16 protein-coding genes are annotated in these 16,062 nt (G+C 63.0%); 7 read left to right on the top strand and 9 right to left on the bottom strand.

The window, feature by feature from the left end; genetic code table 11:
• Positions 1-59: 59 nt before the first annotated feature.
• The 4 genes from N7650_RS04400 (at position 60) to N7650_RS04415 (ending at position 2,916) form a co-directional block, all read left to right on the top strand.
• Positions 60-722: a FadR/GntR family transcriptional regulator gene (locus N7650_RS04400; RefSeq protein ID WP_279897240.1), complete on the top strand. Its 663-nt coding sequence runs from the start codon at positions 60-62 to the stop codon at positions 720-722.
• A gap of 15 nt (positions 723-737) precedes the next feature.
• Positions 738-2,015, top strand: coding sequence for a CynX/NimT family MFS transporter (locus tag N7650_RS04405; protein ID WP_279897203.1), 1,278 nt, complete (start codon positions 738-740; stop codon positions 2,013-2,015).
• Positions 2,016-2,107: 92 nt separating this feature from the next.
• Complete coding sequence (locus tag N7650_RS04410; RefSeq protein WP_279897204.1) at positions 2,108-2,578, top strand: nuclear transport factor 2 family protein; 471 nt, start codon at positions 2,108-2,110, stop codon at positions 2,576-2,578.
• Positions 2,579-2,622: 44 nt separating this feature from the next.
• Positions 2,623-2,916 carry a GIY-YIG nuclease family protein gene (locus tag N7650_RS04415; RefSeq protein WP_279897205.1) on the top strand — a complete coding sequence of 98 codons (294 nt, stop codon included), beginning with the start codon at positions 2,623-2,625 and terminating at the stop codon, positions 2,914-2,916.
• Here N7650_RS04415 and N7650_RS04420 read toward each other — a convergent pair.
• On the bottom strand, positions 2,913-4,184 hold the full coding sequence (locus tag N7650_RS04420) for a hypothetical protein (RefSeq protein WP_279897206.1): 1,272 nt from the start codon (positions 4,182-4,184) through the stop codon (positions 2,913-2,915). The two genes, N7650_RS04415 and N7650_RS04420, sit on opposite strands and share 4 nt — an antisense overlap.
• A gap of 145 nt (positions 4,185-4,329) precedes the next feature.
• The gene (gene yejK, locus N7650_RS04425) at positions 4,330-5,337 is read right to left on the bottom strand and encodes a nucleoid-associated protein YejK (RefSeq protein ID WP_279897207.1); all 1,008 of its coding nucleotides are present in this window, start codon (positions 5,335-5,337) and stop codon (positions 4,330-4,332) included.
• Between the two features lie 408 nt (positions 5,338-5,745).
• Between yejK and N7650_RS04430 the strand changes: the two genes are divergently transcribed.
• Positions 5,746-6,027, top strand: coding sequence for an HU family DNA-binding protein (locus tag N7650_RS04430; RefSeq protein ID WP_009398256.1), 282 nt, complete (start codon positions 5,746-5,748; stop codon positions 6,025-6,027).
• Positions 6,028-6,096: 69 nt separating this feature from the next.
• Here the strand turns inward: N7650_RS04430 and rlmF are convergent, their stop codons facing one another.
• The 5 genes from rlmF to N7650_RS04455 all read right to left on the bottom strand — a co-directional run bounded on the left by rlmF (position 6,097) and on the right by N7650_RS04455 (position 12,620).
• Positions 6,097-7,044 (bottom strand): 23S rRNA (adenine(1618)-N(6))-methyltransferase RlmF, encoded by a 948-nt coding sequence (rlmF, locus tag N7650_RS04435; RefSeq protein WP_279897208.1) that lies wholly within the window; start codon positions 7,042-7,044, stop codon positions 6,097-6,099.
• A 177-nt stretch (positions 7,045-7,221) separates the two neighbouring features.
• Complete coding sequence (locus N7650_RS04440; RefSeq protein ID WP_064301643.1) at positions 7,222-10,068, bottom strand: valine--tRNA ligase; 2,847 nt, start codon at positions 10,066-10,068, stop codon at positions 7,222-7,224.
• A 216-nt stretch (positions 10,069-10,284) separates the two neighbouring features.
• Positions 10,285-10,650: a DNA polymerase III subunit chi gene (locus N7650_RS04445; RefSeq protein ID WP_279897209.1), complete on the bottom strand. Its 366-nt coding sequence runs from the start codon at positions 10,648-10,650 to the stop codon at positions 10,285-10,287.
• 5 nt (positions 10,651-10,655) lie between these two features.
• The gene (locus N7650_RS04450) at positions 10,656-11,084 is read right to left on the bottom strand and encodes a DNA polymerase III subunit chi (protein WP_279897210.1); all 429 of its coding nucleotides are present in this window, start codon (positions 11,082-11,084) and stop codon (positions 10,656-10,658) included.
• A 42-nt stretch (positions 11,085-11,126) separates the two neighbouring features.
• Entirely contained in the window at positions 11,127-12,620 is a 1,494-nt protein-coding gene (locus N7650_RS04455; RefSeq protein ID WP_064301646.1) for a leucyl aminopeptidase, read from the bottom strand.
• Positions 12,621-12,918: 298 nt separating this feature from the next.
• Here N7650_RS04455 and lptF point away from each other — a divergent pair, with 298 nt between their 5' ends.
• Positions 12,919-14,040, top strand: coding sequence for an LPS export ABC transporter permease LptF (gene lptF, locus N7650_RS04460; protein ID WP_009398264.1), 1,122 nt, complete (start codon positions 12,919-12,921; stop codon positions 14,038-14,040).
• Positions 14,027-15,088 carry an LPS export ABC transporter permease LptG gene (gene lptG, locus N7650_RS04465; protein WP_064301648.1) on the top strand — a complete coding sequence of 354 codons (1,062 nt, stop codon included), beginning with the start codon at positions 14,027-14,029 and terminating at the stop codon, positions 15,086-15,088. The genes lptF and lptG overlap by 14 nt, the downstream gene beginning before the upstream one ends.
• A gap of 164 nt (positions 15,089-15,252) precedes the next feature.
• Here the strand turns inward: lptG and N7650_RS04470 are convergent, their stop codons facing one another.
• A complete protein-coding gene (locus tag N7650_RS04470) occupies positions 15,253-15,741 on the bottom strand; it encodes an RDD family protein (protein ID WP_009398266.1) in 489 nt (162 codons plus the stop codon).
• Between the two features lie 96 nt (positions 15,742-15,837).
• The gene (locus N7650_RS04475) at positions 15,838-16,050 is read right to left on the bottom strand and encodes a cold-shock protein (protein ID WP_279897211.1); all 213 of its coding nucleotides are present in this window, start codon (positions 16,048-16,050) and stop codon (positions 15,838-15,840) included.
• Positions 16,051-16,062: the final 12 nt, after the last annotated feature.

Raw genomic sequence — 16,062 nt, forward strand, 5'->3', positions numbered from 1 at the left:
CCGATTTGCAATTCTCTGAAACAACCCGTTAACCTTGCCCTCCCTGAATTCATCCGATGATTGGATGTAATAACCCAATGCTCATCAAACGCTCCCTGGTCGAACAAGCCGTCGAACAACTGCGCCAGCGCATCACCCAGGGCTTCTGGGCCGTTGGCCAGCGCCTGCCCACCGAGCCCGAACTGGCTGCCGAACTCGGCATCAGCCGCAACACCGTGCGTGAAGCCATGCGCGTACTGGCCTTCAGCGGCCAGGTGGAGATCCGTCAGGGCGATGGCAGCTACCTGCGCACCGCCTCCGATCCGTTGTCGGCGGTGCAGGCGCTGTCGGCCTGCAGCCTGGAACATGCCAGGGAAGCGCGGCACCTGCTGGAAGCCGAAGCCATCGGCCTGGCCGCGCTGCGTCGTACCGAGGCGGACCTGGCCGGATTGCACGAGGCGCTCAAGCACAGCGGCAACCATTTCCATGGCGAGCTCGACGACTACATCCGCTGCGACCTGGTCTTCCACCAACGCCTGGTGGACGCCGCGCACAACCCTGCACTCATCGAGCTGTACCGCTATTTCTCCAGTGTGGTGGCGATGAAGCTGGAACACAGCATGAGCCACACCCCGCGCAAGCAGGCGGTATTCGACCTGCACGTACAAATCCTCGACGCCGTCGAGCGACAAGATCCGGAACGGGCCAAGACCCTCAGCCGGACGTTGATCAATGAACCTTGAACTTTCGAGACTGCCATGGGCCAAGACCTTCCCACCAAGCCGACGCCCCACGGGCCGGTGCTTGACGAATTGCTGATCGACGCCGAAGTCGACGATGCCGAACTGCAGCCGCCTGCCGGACAACCCAGCGCCTGGCTGCTTCTGCTCGGCCTGGTGCTGGTGGCGCTGAACCTGCGTCCGGCGCTGTCGAGCATGGCCCCGGTCCTCGGTGATGTGTCCCGCAGCCTGGGCCTGAGCGGTTCCCAGGCCGGTTTGCTGACGACCTTGCCGGTGCTGTGCCTGGGCCTGTTCGCGCCCCTGGCACCGCTGCTGGCACGGCGTTTCGGCAGCGAGCGGGTGATCCTCGGTGTGCTGCTGTGCCTGGCCGGCGGTATCGCCTTGCGCAGTAATTTCGGTAGCTTCGGCATCTTCGCCGGCAGCCTCATCGCGGGTGCCAGCATCGGGGTGATCGGCGTTCTCCTGCCGGGCATCGTCAAGCGCGATTTTCCGAACCATGCCGGCAGCCTGATGGGCGTCTACACCATGGCCCTGTGCCTGGGCGCGGCGCTGGCGGCGGGGGCGACGGTGCCGCTGGGTCATCACTTCGGCGATGACTGGCGCCTCGGGCTTGGCGTCTGGTTGGTTCCAGCGCTGCTGGCAGCCTTGATCTGGTTGCCACAGGCCCGTCAGGGCCACGGCGCGCATCATGCCGCGTTCCAGGTACGCGGCCTGTGGCGCGACCGCCTGGCCTGGCAGGTCACGCTGTACATGGGTTTGCAATCGTCGCTGGCCTATATCGTCTTTGGCTGGCTGCCGTCGATCCTTATCGGTCGGGGCCTGAGCCCTGTCGAAGCGGGCCTGGTGCTGTCCGGCTCGGTGATCGTGCAATTGCTCAGCGCACTGACCGCGCCGATGCTGGCCACCCGCGGCAAGGACCAGCGCCTGGCGATCGTTATCGTCATGCTGCTGACCCTGGTCGGTCTGTTCGGCTGCCTGTACGCGCCGCTCGGCGGGTTGTGGGGCTGGGCCGTGGTGCTTGGCATCGGCCAGGGCGGCACCTTCGCCCTGGCCCTGACCCTGATCGTCCTGCGTTCCCGGGACGCCCATGTCGCAGCCCATCTTTCGAGCATGGCCCAGGGCGTCGGTTATACCCTGGCCTCGGCCGGACCGTTTGCGGTGGGACTGGTGCACGACCTATCCGGCGGTTGGAATGCGGTGGGCTGGATCTTCGCGGTCATCGGCACCGGTGCCATCGGCTTCGGGGTGCTGGCCGGCCGCGCACGGTATGTCCGGGTGAGCAGCGAGCGGATCTGAAGTCGCGCCATTCGTCCGGTTGATGGCACTGGCCTTGTGCTGCCGGCCGGACTATCGTGCATCGCTCGATCCTTCCGGTGATGGAACCCGCCATGAGCGATGCCAACAGTGCCCTGATCAACCGTTTCTACCAAGCCTTCCAGCGCCTGGATGCCGAGGCGATGGTCGCTTGCTACAGCCCCGATATCGTCTTCAGCGACCCGGCCTTCGGCACCCTGCGCGGCAAGGATGCTGGCGATATGTGGCGCATGCTGACCAGCCGTGCCAAGGACTTCTCCCTGACCTTCGATAATGTTCGCGCCGACGAGCGTGGCGGCTCGGCGCATTGGGTAGCGACCTACCTGTTCAGCCAGACGGGACGCGTGGTGGTCAACGATATTCGCGCCACTTTCGTCATCCGCGATGGCCTGATCGTCGAACACCATGATGTCTTCGATTTCTGGCGCTGGTCCCGCCAGGCACTGGGCACTCCAGGGCTGCTGCTGGGCTGGACGCCATTCCTGCGCAACAAGGTCGGCCAGCAGGCGCTCAAGGGCCTGCGCGCGTTCCAGAGCGGGCGCTGAGGCGGTAAGCTGTCGGCTTCTGCCGTCAGACCTTTCAGTTCACCGTGACCGACGCCGCCGCCCCCGTTCTCCCTGAAAAGCCTTGGTACGTCTATCTCGTGCGGGCCGCCAACGGCTCGCTGTACTGCGGCATCAGCGACAATCCCGAACGCCGTTTCGCGGCTCACCAGAAAGGCCAGGGCGCTCGCTATTTCAGCACCAGCCCGGCGGTGGCGCTGGTGTACGTCGAGCAATGGCCGGACAAGTCGCAGGCCTTGCGTCATGAACGCCTGATCAAGCGCTTGCGCAAGAGCGCGAAGGAGGCACTGGTGGCATCCTTCGCCGGAGTATCCTTCTAAAGGTTGCAGTTCATGTTCTTCAACGCTTCGGTCGTACCCTCGGGGCGCTTGGGCTCCAGCGTGATGATCCCCGGTCGTGCCGGCAGTGCCAGTTGGCAGGCCAACTGAGCACGCATGCCGCTGACGATATGGGTGGGGCGTGGATAGTTTTTGGCCTGTACCAGTGCCGCGTTCTGCGTGGCATCGCTGGTAAGGACCGGGTGGTCTCCCCATTTCTCGTCCCGGTAATGGCGGGCAGCGATCTCATTGAACAGATTGTTCAATTGGCTGGGCGGGATAGTTTTCGCGCAATCGTTGAGCTCGACCTGCAGGCTGTCCAATTGAGTGGCGAAGTAGGCGCCTTTGCGTTCGGTTTTCCAGGCAGAGCTTTTGATGAAGCCCGGGCACCGATCGGGTTCGCTGACAGGCTGGATCACTTGATCCACGGTGTCGAAGCCAAAGTGCGGATTGGCCGCCATGGTCTGCGGCAGGTTCAGCTTGACCAGCGGCAGGTACTGCCTGGCTGCCAGCCACCATTCGATCTGCTCGGCCCGGGCACCCTCCAGGCCCGAGGTGTCGGACACCGGAGGCGCTGTGTAGAAGACGCTTTCCACCGGAGGGTCGAAGGGCGGATTGTTGCCCCAGGTGGCGATGCGCAGTTCGTTCTGCACGGCGAACAGGGTCTCGCCGCCCAGGTTGCGGGCATTGATGCTGGCCATGAAGGCCGGGCCGGCATGGGCATTGCGACGGTCGCGAATGTCGAAGGCGCAGATCTCGCTGTACTGCACCTTGTCGGAACGGAATCTCCTGTACCAGTCTTCCCCGGTCATGATGCCCAGCACGTCGCAGTAGTCCTGCACCTCGGGGTTTTGCACATGATCCCCGCAGCCGCGATCGTTGCGGTTATCCGTGCCGCCATCGTTGGGGAAGGCGCAGAGCACCTCGTAAGTTTGGTTGTTTGGCCGGTTGAGCAAGACCGGTAACAGGGTGAAGCCCCTGTTGCGGCCAAAGACCAAGGTCTTGAACTTGGCATCGTTGCGCAGGTACGAGGCGGAGATCGCGCCGGACTTGATGTTCTTTTCCTGGGGGACCCAGAACCTGGGATCGTCGGTGGCCCTGACTATGACCCCGGTGCAGAGAACGGCGGGCATCGACAGCGCGCCGCAATTCACTCTCTGGTCGGTGAGACGAACGTTCATGGCATTGACCGTATCCTCGCCGGGGCCGGCGAGGGTGGTACCCGAGGCGAGTACGGTCGTCAGTGCAAGAAGTGTCGCGAGTGTCTTCATCGTTCACCCCGGCAAGCGAAGGTTGACTGGCAGGAAGTCACCACGAGCGGGACATGAGGCCGAGATTGCCGGTGGTGACAATCTCAGGCTAAGGAGGCGGACATAGGCTCAGCTACTGACAAAAATGCCAGTTCGGACCGGCGGTTCAGTCCTTGCGGCGTTTCAACTGGTCGGTCAATTGGGTCGGCAGGCCCTTGATGATCAGGGTTCCGGCCTCCTCGTCGTACTCGATCTTGGAACCCAGCAGATGGGCCTCGAAGCTGATCGAGAGGCCCTCGGCGCGGCCGGTGAAGCGGCGGAATTGATTCAGGGTACGCTTGTCCGCCGGAATCTCCGGTGACAGGCCGTAGTCCTTGTTGCGGATATGGTCATAGAAGGCTTTCGGCCGGTCTTCGTCGATCAGGCCGGAGAGTTCTTCAAGGGTCACCGGCTCGCCGGCGCGGGTCTGGCTGGTGGCGTAGTCGACCAGGGTCTGGGTCTTCTCGCGGGCGGCTTCCTCCGGCAGGTCCTCGCTCTCGACGAAATCGCTGAAGGCCTTGAGCAGGGTGCGTGTTTCGCCCGGACCGTCGACCCCTTCCTGGCAGCCGATGAAGTCGCGGAAGTAGTCCGAGACCTTCTTGCCGTTCTTGCCCTTGATAAAGGAAATGTACTGCTTGGAGTTCGCGTTGTTGCGCCACTCGGAAATATTGATCCGTGCCGCCAGGTGCAACTGGCTGAGGTCCAGGTGACGGGACGGGGTGACATCCAGCTCGGCGTTCACCGCCACGCCTTCGCTGTGGTGCAGCAGGGTGATGGCCAGGTAGTCGGTCATGCCTTGCTGGTAATGGGCGAACAGCACGTGCCCGCCGACCGACAGGTTCGACTCTTCCATTAGCTTCTGCAGGTGTTCCACCGCGATGCGGCTGAATTCGGTGAAGGTCTTCTCGCTATCGAGGTATTCCTTCAGCCAGCCGCTGAAGGGGTGGGCGCCTGACTCGGCATGGAAGAAGCCCCAGGCCTTGCCCTGCTTGGCGTTGTAGCTGTCGTTCAGGTCGGCCAGGAGGTTTTCGATGGCGGTCGATTCTGCCAGTTCGGAATCGCGCGCGTGCAGGACTGCTGGGCTGCCATCGGGTTTCTTGTCGATCAGGTGGACGATGCAGTGACGGATCGGCATGGAATTCTCGGCTCGGTGAAGGTATGGCGCGGGGCCGGGCAAAGTTGCCAAGTGTAACCTAGCTGGAGCCCGGGACGGGGTTCTGTAGCGCATGCGAAGGATCAAGGTTCGTTTTTCCTTCCCTTTTTTGCGATATTTTGTGTAAACCCCCGAAAAACCTGCACTTTTGCCTTGGGCGAAGCGGATATTTATCCATTCCTGTGGTAGTTTTGCCCGGTCTTGCGCCCCCCTTAAGGCGCATTGCTGGCAGACCGCTGGCGTCACGTCGAACCAATCGCATTTTTATGTATCTACATACGCGATTGGCAAAATGGAAGTACCCCGGGTTTCCGCACTACGAAACCGGAATCGACGGCTGACACGGCACTCTGCAAACTCACTGAATTTGATTAGGGAAGGAACACCACCATGGCATTGACCAAAGACCAACTGATCGCCGATATCGCTGAAGCTATCGACGCGCCGAAAACCACCGCGCGTAACGCTCTGGAGCAACTGGGCCAGATCGTTGCTGATCAACTGGAAAACGGCAGCGAAATCACCCTGCCAGGCATTGGCAAGCTGAAAATCACCGAGCGTCCTGCCCGTACCGGTCGCAACCCTTCGACTGGCGCTGCCATCGAAATCGCTGCCAAGAAAGTCGTCAAGTTCGTGCCAGCCAAAGTGCTGACCGACGCTGTTAACAAGTAATTGTAAGCAGCAAAAAAACCGCATCCGGCGCGAGCCTGATGCGGTTTTTTTATACCTGCCGAAAGTTGCTTATTTCCAGCGTTGCTCGCGCCAAAGCCGGCGACTGTCCGCATTCTGGAAAGTCCAGGCCACCAGTCGGCTCTGCTTCTGCCCCTGGCCCATCTCCATCACCCGCTGCTCCACGGCACCAGCCTTCTTCAGCGCGGCTTCGATGCCGGGCAGGTTGGATGCCTTCGACACCAGGCTGCTGAACCACAGCACCTGCTGGCCCAAGGCCTTGCTCTCCTGCACCAATTGGGTGACGAAACGAATCTCGCCGCCCTCGCACCACAACTCGTTGTTCTGCCCGCCGAAGTTCAGCACCGGCAGCTTGCGCTTCGGATCGGCCTTGCCCAGGGCGCGCCATTTGCGCTGGCTGCCCCGGGTAGCTTCCTCGCGAGAGGCGTGGAAGGGTGGGTTGCACAGGGTCAGGTCGAAGCGCTCGTCGGCAGCCAGCAGGCCGCTGAGGATGTGCTTGCGGTTGCCTTGTTGGCGCAGGCTGATGAACTTGCCCAGGCCATTGGCCTGGACGATGGCCTTGGCCGAAGCCAGGGCGACCGGGTCGATATCCGAGCCGGCGAAGCGCCAACGGTAATCGGCATTGCCCAGCAGCGGGTAGATGCAGTTGGCGCCGACGCCGATGTCCAGAACCTGGATCTGCGCGCCACGAGGGATCTCCCCGGCGTTTTCCTCGGCCAGCAGATCGGCCAGCGCATGCAGGTAATCGGCACGGCCGGGAATCGGCGGACACAGGTAGTCGGCGGGAATATCCCAGAACTGGATGCCGTACTGGGCCTTGAGCAGCGCCCGGTTGAACACCCGCACCGCTTCCGGGTCGGCGAAGTCGATGCTCGGCTTGCCATGGGGGTTGGTGATGGTGAAGCGCGCCAGTTCCGGGCTGCTCTTGATCAACTGGGGGAAGTCGTAGCGGCCTTGATGGCGATTGCGTGGGTGCAGGCTGGGTTTGTTCATGGTCATTAATACAAGAGCGGGCCAGGCCCGCTCTCAAGGATTACCGCATGATGTGTTGGCTTGACGCAGACCTGTGGGAGCTGGCTTGCCAGCGATTACGTCAGTGAATTCACCATCGTCATCGCTGCGGTTCGGCGCTCCGACAAGCCAGCTCCCACAGGGGCCGCGGCGCTGTCGCCTTGTTTAAAGAGCTGCGATCCGCGCGTGCTGCTCGGTGAAGTTGGCCAGGGCCTGTTCGGCCTCGGCCAGCTTGGCGCGCTCCTTGTCGATCACCGCAGGGGGGGCCTTGTCGACGAAGGCGGCGTTGGACAACTTGCCGCCGACTCGCTGGACCTCGCCTTGCAGACGCTGGATTTCCTTGTTCAGGCGCGCCAGCTCGGCGTCCTTGTCGATCAGGCCGGCCATCGGCACCAGCACTTGCAGGTCACCGACCAGTGCGGTGGCACTCAGCGGCGCTTCGTCCTGTTCGCCGAGCACGGTGAACGACTCGATCTTCGCTAGTTTCTTCAGCAGGGCTTCGTTCTCGACCAGGCGGCGCTGGTCATCGGCACTGGCGTTTTTCAGGAACAGTTGCAGCGGCTTGCCCGGGCCGATGTTCATTTCGCCGCGGATATTGCGGACGCCGAGCATCAGTTCCTTGACCCACTCGATATCGGCTTCGGCGGCGGCGTCGATGCGGCTTTCGTTCGCAACGGGCCATGGCTGCAGCATGATGGTCTTGCCGTCGATGCCGGCCAGCGGCGCCAGGCGCTGCCAGATTTCCTCGGTGATGAACGGCATGAACGGATGGGCCAGGCGCAGCGCTACTTCCAGCACGCGGACCAGGGTGCGACGGGTGCCGCGGGCGCGCTCGACCGGGGCGTTCTCGTCCCACAGCACCGGCTTGGACAGCTCCAGGTACCAGTCGCAGTACTGGTTCCAGATGAACTCGTAGAGGGCCTGGGCGGCCAGGTCGAAGCGGAACTGTTCCAGTTGGCGGGTCACTTCGGCTTCGGTGCGCTGCAACTGCGAGATGATCCAGCGATCGGCCAGGGACAGCTCGTAGGCCTCGCCGTTCTGACCGCAGTCTTCGCCCTTGTCCAGCACATAGCGAGCGGCGTTCCAGATCTTGTTGCAGAAGTTGCGGTAGCCCTCGACGCGGCCCATGTCGAACTTGATGTCACGACCGGTGGACGCCAGCGAACAGAAGGTAAAGCGCAGGGCATCGGTACCGTAGCTGGCGATGCCTTCAGGGAACTCGGCCTTGGTCTGCTTGGCGATTTTCTCCGCCAGCTTCGGCTGCATCAGGCCGCTGGTGCGTTTTTCCAGCAGCGCATCGAGGGTGATGCCATCGACGATATCCAGCGGGTCGAGGACGTTGCCCTTGGACTTGGACATCTTCTGGCCCTGGCCGTCGCGCACCAGGCCATGGACGTAGACGGTCTTGAACGGTACCTGCGGGGTACCGTCCTCGTTCTTCACCAGGTGCATGGTCAGCATGATCATCCGGGCGACCCAGAAGAAGATGATGTCGAAGCCGGTGACCAGCACGTCGGTGGAGTGGAAAGTCTTGAGGAATTCGGTCTGCTGCGGCCAGCCGAGGGTGGAGAAGGTCCACAGGCCGGAGCTGAACCAGGTGTCGAGGACGTCGTTGTCCTGGTTCAGGACCACGTCGGCACCGAGGTTGTTCTTCGCGCGGACTTCTTCCTCGCTGCGACCGACGTAGACCTTGCCGGACGCGTCGTACCAGGCCGGGATGCGATGGCCCCACCACAGCTGGCGGCTGATGCACCAGTCCTGGATATCGCGCATCCAGGAGAAATACATGTTCTCGTACTGCTTGGGTACGAACTGGATGCGGCCGTCTTCCACGGCGGCGATGGCAGGCTCTGCCAGCGGCTTGGTGGAGACGTACCACTGGTCGGTCAGCCACGGCTCGATGACGGTGCCCGAGCGGTCGCCCTTCGGCACTTTCAGGGCGTGGTCGTCGACGCTGACCAGCAGGCCCAGCGCTTCGAAGTCGGCAACGATCTGCTTGCGCGCGGCGAAGCGGTCGAGGCCGGCGTACTTGGCCGGCAGGCGCGCGTCGATGGATTCGTTGAGGCTGCCGTCGAGGTTGAACACCTGGGCGTTGGCCAGGACCGCAGCGTTCTTGTCGAAGATGTTCAGCAGCGGCAGGTTGTGGCGCTTGCCGACTTCGTAGTCGTTGAAATCGTGGGCCGGGGTGATCTTCACGCAGCCGGTGCCGAACTCGGGGTCGCAGTAATCGTCGGCGATGATCGGGATGCGTCGGCCGACCAGCGGCAGCTCGACGAACTTGCCGATCAGTGCCTGGTAGCGCTCGTCGTTCGGGTTCACGGCCACGGCAGCGTCGCCGAGCATGGTTTCCGGACGGGTGGTGGCAACCACCAGGTAGTCCTGGCCCTCGGCGGTTTTCGCGCCGTCGGCCAGCGGGTAGCGCAGGTTCCACAGGTGGCCTTTCTCGTCGTGGTTTTCCACTTCGAGGTCGGAGATCGCCGTGTGCAGCTTGGTGTCCCAGTTGACCAGGCGCTTGCCGCGGTAGATCAGGCCGTCCTCATGCAGGCGCACGAAGGCTTCCTTGACCGCTTCGGACAGGCCGTCATCCATGGTGAAGCGCTCGCGGCTCCAGTCCACCGAGGAGCCCAGGCGGCGGATCTGGCGGCTGATGTTGCCACCGGATTGATCCTTCCATTCCCAGACCTTTTCCAGGAACTTCTCGCGGCCCAGGTCGTGGCGGTTCTGGCCCTTGGCTTCCAGTTGACGCTCCACCAGCATCTGCGTTGCGATACCGGCGTGGTCGGTGCCTGGCTGCCACAGGGTGTTGCGGCCTTGCATGCGGCGGAAGCGGATCAGGGCGTCCATGATCGCATTGTTGAAGCCGTGGCCCATATGCAGGCTGCCGGTGACGTTCGGCGGCGGAATCATGATGGTGTACGACTCGCCTGCGCCTTGCGGGGCGAAGTAGTTCTCGGACTCCCAGGTGTTGTACCAGGAGGTTTCGATGGCGTGCGGCTGGTAGGTCTTATCCATTGCGCGGGGGGACCCTATGGCATTTATTCGGGAAAGCCGGGAAGTATAACGGAGGCGGGGGGTTGAGGCGATAAGCAGGGAAGACAACACAAAACCTTGTGGGAGCTGGCTTGCCGGCGATTTGGCCAGACCTGACAACATCATTGCTCTTGCCGGCCTCATCGCTGGCAAGCCAGCTCCCACAGGGTTATGAGTCAACTGTGGGATTGGCGTAAGTCAGGAAGACTGGTTGAGCAGGCGTTCCAGGCGTGCGTCCAGGCGGCGCTTGATCTCGTTCTCGATGTGCGGGGCGAAATCGTCGATTACGTCCTGCATGATCAACTGCGCGGCGGCACGAAGTTCGGCGTCCAGGTGCAGCAGGGTGTCCTGGCGGCGGGTCTGCGGATCGACTTCTTCCGCCGGGGCCGCGGCGGGCGCCGGTCTGGCCGGTTCTTCGGCAGGTTCCAGCAGCAAAGGAATCTGCTCTTCGACGGTCTCGGTCAGCAGCGGCGGCTGCAGGGTTTCATCGCCCAGCAGCTGGCGAATCGATTCCAGGTCGTCGAGCAAATGAGCGGATTGAGGCAGGGGCGGGCGTTTGTCCATCGTCGTCAGAATCGCTGTAAGCGGTGATCTTGCAGAGCATAGCCCTGTTCACGGTAGAAGCGGAAACTCTCTCGAGTGGCCTGGCGGATCGCCGGATCCTCCACCACGATCTCGGCGATACGGGCGAAGCGGCCGGCGAACAGTGGCACCTTCAGGTCGAGATTGACCAGCAGGTCCTGGTGTTCGCCGGCATTCTCGCTGATGCCCAGCGCCACCGCAGCCGCCGCATCTTCTTCGGCATGGCTGTGGGGCACGAACGCCTCGCCCTTGAAGGCCCAGAGGCGGGCATCCAGTTCATCGCGCTGTGTCGCATCGGAGCAGTGCAGATAGACCCGATGTCCCAGGCGCCAGGCCTTTTCGCACAGCTTGCAGGCGAAGTCCAGGCGCGCGGAGGGGGAGGGGCTGGGCAGGATGTAGAAGTCGACTTTGCTCATCGGGCAGTCGCCGGCCGGTCGCGCGAACGGCCGGCCTCCGGATCAGGCATTGGCACGGTCGAGCAGGTATTGGGTCAGCAGCGGAACCGGGCGGCCAGTGGCGCCCTTGTCCTTGCCGCCGCTGATCCAGGCGGTGCCGGCGATGTCCAGGTGCGCCCAGTCGTAGGCCTTGGCGAAGCGCGAAAGGAAGCAGCCTGCGGTGATGGTGCCGGCCTTCGGCCCGCCGATGTTGGCGATGTCGGCGAACGGGCTGTCCAGTTGTTCCTGGTATTCATCGAACAGCGGCAATTGCCAGGCGCGGTCGTCGGCGCGCTTGCCGGCGTCGAGCAGTTGTTCGACCAGCGCCTCGCTGTTGCCCATCAGGCCCGAAGTATGGCTGCCGAGGGCGACGATGCAGGCGCCGGTCAGGGTGGCGATGTCGATCACCGCCTGCGGCTTGAAGCGCTCGGCGTAGGTCAGGGTGTCGCACAGCACCAGGCGGCCTTCGGCGTCGGTGTTGAGGATCTCCACGGTCTGCCCGCTCATGGTGGTGACGATGTCGCCCGGACGGGTCGCGCCGCCGCTCGGCATGTTTTCGGCGCACGCCAGCAGGCATACCAGGTTGATCGGCAACTGCAGTTCGAGCACGGCGCGCAGGGTGCCGAAGACGCTGGCGGCACCGCACATGTCGAATTTCATCTCGTCCATCCCGGCGCCCGGCTTCAGGCTGATGCCGCCGGTGTCGAAGGTGATGCCCTTGCCCACCAGCACGAACGGCTTGTCGCTCTTCTTCGCGCCCTGGTAGTTCATCACGATCAGGCGGGGCGGCTGGTCGCTGCCCTGGCCTACGGCGTAGAAGGCGCCCATGCCGAGGTCCTTGATCTTCTTCTCGTCGAGGACTTCGACCTTGAGGCCCTTGAACGCCTTGCCGAGGTTCTTCGCTTCTTCGGCGAGGAAGGTCGGGTGGCACAGGTTCGGCGGCAGGTTGCCGAGGTCGCGGGTAAAGCGCATGCCGCTGGTGATGGCCACGGCGTGCTTGACTGCGCGCTCGGTGTCGGCCAGCCCGGCCTTGTCGGCCAGCAGGGTGACTTTCTTCAGGGCGCGGGGTTCGGCTTTCTGGCTTTTGAAGCGGTCGAAGACGTATTCGCCGTCGAGCAGGGTTTCGGCCAGCAGGCGGATCTTGCCGTAGTGAGCATCGCGGCCGGCCACGGCGACGTCGTCCAGGGCCAGTACCGCGTCGGCGCCGTTCAGGCCCTTGAGGGCACCGAGGATGGCGTTGGCGATCTTGCGCCAGCTACGGTCGCCCAGGCTTTCGTCCTTGCCGGTGCCGACCAGCAGCACGCGTTCGGCCTTCAGCCCGGCGATGCCTTGCAGCAGCAGGGTCTGGCCGACCTTGCCGGCGATATCGCCACGCTTGAGCACGGCGCTCAGGGCCCCCTTGGCGGCGTCATCGACGGCCTTGGCGCTGGCGCCCAATTTGCGGCCTTCGCCGACGGGCAGGACCAGGGTGGCGGTTTTCAAGGATGCTGCGGCTACACTTTTTACAACCAATTCCATGTCAGGGTCCCCGAATGAACTGTCAGCGCGCTGCCTGTCGTACAAACCACAGTGAGCGCTCGAAGTGACCTGGCCAGCGTGAGGGGCCAGACGCAAAGCCGCCAGTTTGAGCCCGGTGCGGCGCCCATGACAACCCCGTTTTCAAGCATTGCACGGAGCGAAGTGACAGGCAGGGGCAATCACAGGATAATGCGCCCACTTCGAAGTCCGGGTGCATTGACGCACCGGCAACTATCTTGTTGGTTGCAACGTTTTCCTTGTTTGGCTGTCCGAGCCTGACAACCCAGGAGTGGCTGGTTTGATCGTCTTCCGTTATCTGTCCCGCGAGGTCCTGGTGACCTTGAGTGCCGTCAGCGCCGTGCTGCTGGTCATCATCATGAGCGGGCGCTTCATCAAGTACCTGGCCCAGGCCGCACAGGGCATGCTCGATCCGGGCGTGCTGTTCCTCATCATGGGCTATCGCCTGCCGGGTTTCCTGCAGTTGATCCTGCCGCTGGGCCTGTTCCTCGGCATCCTGCTGGCCTATGGGCGCCTGTACCTGGAAAGCGAAATGACCGTGCTTTCGGCCACCGGCATGAGCCAGCAACGCCTGCTGTGCATGACCCTGGCACCGGCCGCGCTGGTGGCGCTGCTCGTCGCCTGGCTGAGCCTGAGCCTGGCGCCGCAGGGCGTAGCGCGCGTTGCGCAGATCATCAACCAGCAGGATGCCCTGACCGAGTTCGACACCCTGGTGCCGGGCCGTTTCCAGACCTTGCGTGATGGCACCCGGGTGACCTACACCGAACAACTCTCGGACGACCGCGCCAACCTGGCCGGCGTGTTCATTTCCGAGAAGCGTTTCTCCAGCGACAAAAGCAAGGACCGCGGCATCAGCGTGCTGGTCGCCGAGAAAGGGCGCCAGGAAGTCCAGGCCGACGGCAATCGCTACCTGATCCTGGAAAACGGCTATCGCTACGACGGCAATCCGGGCCAGGCCGACTACCGGGCGATCAAGTACGACACCTATGGCGTACTGCTGCCCAAGCCGGAAGTCAGCCAGGACATCACCGAACGCGAGGCGATCCCCACCTCCGAACTGTTCAAGAGCGATGCCCCGCGCGAGCGCGCAGAGCTGGAGTGGCGCCTGTCGCTGCCCCTGCTGGTGTTCATCGTGACCCTTATGGCGGTGCCGCTGTCGCGAGTCAATCCGCGTCAGGGCCGTTTCCTCAAGCTGCTGCCGGCGATTCTCCTGTATATGGCCTACCTGACTGTCCTGATTGCCGCCCGCGGCGCCCTGGAGAAGGGCAAGATCCCGCTTTCCGTGGGCCTGTGGCCAGTGCACCTGCTGTTCCTGCTAATCGGTCTCGGCCTGATGTACTGGGAGCCGCTGCGCCTGAAGATGCGTGCCCGTGCTGCGGAGGTGCCTCATGCGCAAGCTTGACGGCTACATCGGCAGCAGCGTGTTCCTGGCGATTCTCGCCGTGCTCGGGATCATCCTGGCCCTCGCCTCGCTGTTCGCCTTCATCGACGAAATGGGCGATATCAGCGACACCTATACCCTCTGGAACGCGGGCCAGTTCGTCCTGCTGACCGCGCCGCGGCGTCTCTACGACATGCTGCCGATGGCCGGCCTGATCGGGTGCCTGATCGGCCTCGGCAGCCTGGCCAGCAACAGCGAGCTGACTGTCATGCGTGCTGCCGGTGTGTCCGTCGGTCGCATCGTCTGGGCGGTGATGAAGCCGATGCTGGTCTTGATGCTGGCCGGTGTCCTGATTGGCGAGTACGTCGCTCCGGTTACCGAGAACAAGGCCCAGGCCGACCGTTCCCTGGCCCAGGGTGGCGGCGAGGCGCAAACCTCCAAGCGTGGCCTGTGGCACCGCCAGGGCGAGGAGTTCGTGCATATCAACACGGTGCAGCCCAACGGCCTGATGCTCGGTGTGACCCGCTATCGCTTCGATGCCGAGCGGCACATGCAGTCGTCGAGCTTTGCCCGGCGTGCCCAGTACCAGCAGGACCACTGGCTGCTCACCGATGTCACCACCACCCTGTTCCGCGGTGATCACACCGAAATCGTGAAAGCCCCGGAAGAGCGCTGGGACGTGGCCCTGACCCCGCAACTGCTGAATACCGTGGTGATGGCCCCGGAGTCGCTGTCGATCACCGGCTTGTGGGATTACATCCACTACCTGTCCGACCAGGGCCTGAACAACGACCGCTACTGGCTGGCGTTCTGGACCAAGGTCCTGCAGCCGTTGGTGACCGCCGCGCTGGTGCTGATGGCGATCTCCTTCATCTTCGGCCCGTTGCGTTCGGTGACCCTTGGTCAACGCGTGTTCACCGGCGTGCTGGTGGGCTTCGTGTTCCGCATCGCCCAGGACCTGCTTGGGCCGTCCAGCCAGGTGTTCGGTTTCCCGCCGTTGCTGGCGGTGCTGCTGCCGGCGGTGATCTGCGCGCTGGCGGGGGTGTGGTTGTTGCGTAGGGCGGGTTGATCCGTTTCCTGTGGAGGTGAAAAAGCCGACCGATTGAGGTCGGCTTTTTCATTTCTGTTGTCTGTGCTGGCCTCATCGCTGGCAAGCCAGCTCCCACAGTGATCGTGTGCACCGCCGGACCTGTGGGAGCTGGCTCGCCAGCGATGAGGCCAGTGAGAACAACATCATTTCTTGCGCTTGGGAACCCGCACCAACTGCGTTTCCGAGTAGATGTCATGCCAGCTACGTTTCTGCTTGTCGAACAGCGCCCAGAAGAAACCCAGGCCAACGCATAGCCAGGAAGCGATCGACACGATGAAGCGCAGCAGTGCCTGCCACAGGCTGATGGCGCTGCCGTCGGCGTTCTGTACGCGCACACCCCATACCTGCATGCCGAGGGTCTGGCCGCCATGGGTCCAGAACTTGGCGAAGAAGCCGAACAGGACGAACAGCAACACCGTGGACAGCAGGGGATCGCCATCCAGGGCGCCGGCTTCGGTCATGGCGCGCATGCGCGTTTCGCCGATGATCGACATCTGGATCATCTTGTAGACCAGCGTGGTCACCATCAGCAAGGCAGTGCAGAGCAGGAAGTCGTAGAACATCGCCGCGAAACGACGGCCAAGTCCGGCAGCCGGAAAATCGCCCTGCGGCTGGAGCAAGGGTTTGGACATGCAATGAGGCTCCTGGCGCAAAAGCCTGCATTCTACGGAATTGCGCGCAAAAAAAAGCCCCTGTCGAAGACAGGGGCTTTCGGGGCGTGCGAAAACTCAGTTTTCAGCGATAACTTCGTCAGCCTGCATGCCTTTCTGGCCTTGCACAGCGATGAAGGACACTTTCTGGCCTTCTTTCAGGCTCTTGAAGCCGCTGCCCTGAATGGCGCGGAAGTGTACGAACAGATCCGGACCGCTTTCAGGAGTGATGAAACCGAAACCCTTCTCGTCGTTAAACCACTTGACGGTACCGCTCTGACGTTCAGCCATGTCTTATTCCCT

Source organism: Pseudomonas sp. GD04058, assembly GCF_029836855.1.
In the GTDB taxonomy this organism is placed as follows: Bacteria; Pseudomonadota; Gammaproteobacteria; order Pseudomonadales; family Pseudomonadaceae; genus Aquipseudomonas; species Aquipseudomonas bharatica.

What these genes read in the sequence shown, in the direction of transcription:
- N7650_RS04405 (WP_279897203.1), top strand. Translation starts at nt 738, where the DNA reads ATGGGCCAAGACCTTCCCACCAAGCCGACGCCCCACGGGCCGGTGCTT.
- N7650_RS04410 (WP_279897204.1), top strand. Translation starts at nt 2,108, where the DNA reads ATGAGCGATGCCAACAGTGCCCTGATCAACCGTTTCTACCAAGCCTTC.
- N7650_RS04420 (WP_279897206.1), bottom strand. Translation starts at nt 4,184, where the DNA reads ATGAAGACACTCGCGACACTTCTTGCACTGACGACCGTACTCGCCTCG.
- yejK (WP_279897207.1), bottom strand. Translation starts at nt 5,337, where the DNA reads ATGCCGATCCGTCACTGCATCGTCCACCTGATCGACAAGAAACCCGAT.
- N7650_RS04430 (WP_009398256.1), top strand. Translation starts at nt 5,746, where the DNA reads ATGGCATTGACCAAAGACCAACTGATCGCCGATATCGCTGAAGCTATC.
- rlmF (WP_279897208.1), bottom strand. Translation starts at nt 7,044, where the DNA reads ATGACCATGAACAAACCCAGCCTGCACCCACGCAATCGCCATCAAGGC.
- N7650_RS04440 (WP_064301643.1), bottom strand. Translation starts at nt 10,068, where the DNA reads ATGGATAAGACCTACCAGCCGCACGCCATCGAAACCTCCTGGTACAAC.
- N7650_RS04445 (WP_279897209.1), bottom strand. Translation starts at nt 10,650, where the DNA reads ATGGACAAACGCCCGCCCCTGCCTCAATCCGCTCATTTGCTCGACGAC.
- N7650_RS04450 (WP_279897210.1), bottom strand. Translation starts at nt 11,084, where the DNA reads ATGAGCAAAGTCGACTTCTACATCCTGCCCAGCCCCTCCCCCTCCGCG.
- N7650_RS04455 (WP_064301646.1), bottom strand. Translation starts at nt 12,620, where the DNA reads ATGGAATTGGTTGTAAAAAGTGTAGCCGCAGCATCCTTGAAAACCGCC.
- lptG (WP_064301648.1), top strand. Translation starts at nt 14,027, where the DNA reads ATGCGCAAGCTTGACGGCTACATCGGCAGCAGCGTGTTCCTGGCGATT.
- N7650_RS04470 (WP_009398266.1), bottom strand. Translation starts at nt 15,741, where the DNA reads ATGTCCAAACCCTTGCTCCAGCCGCAGGGCGATTTTCCGGCTGCCGGA.
- N7650_RS04475 (WP_279897211.1), bottom strand. Translation starts at nt 16,050, where the DNA reads ATGGCTGAACGTCAGAGCGGTACCGTCAAGTGGTTTAACGACGAGAAG.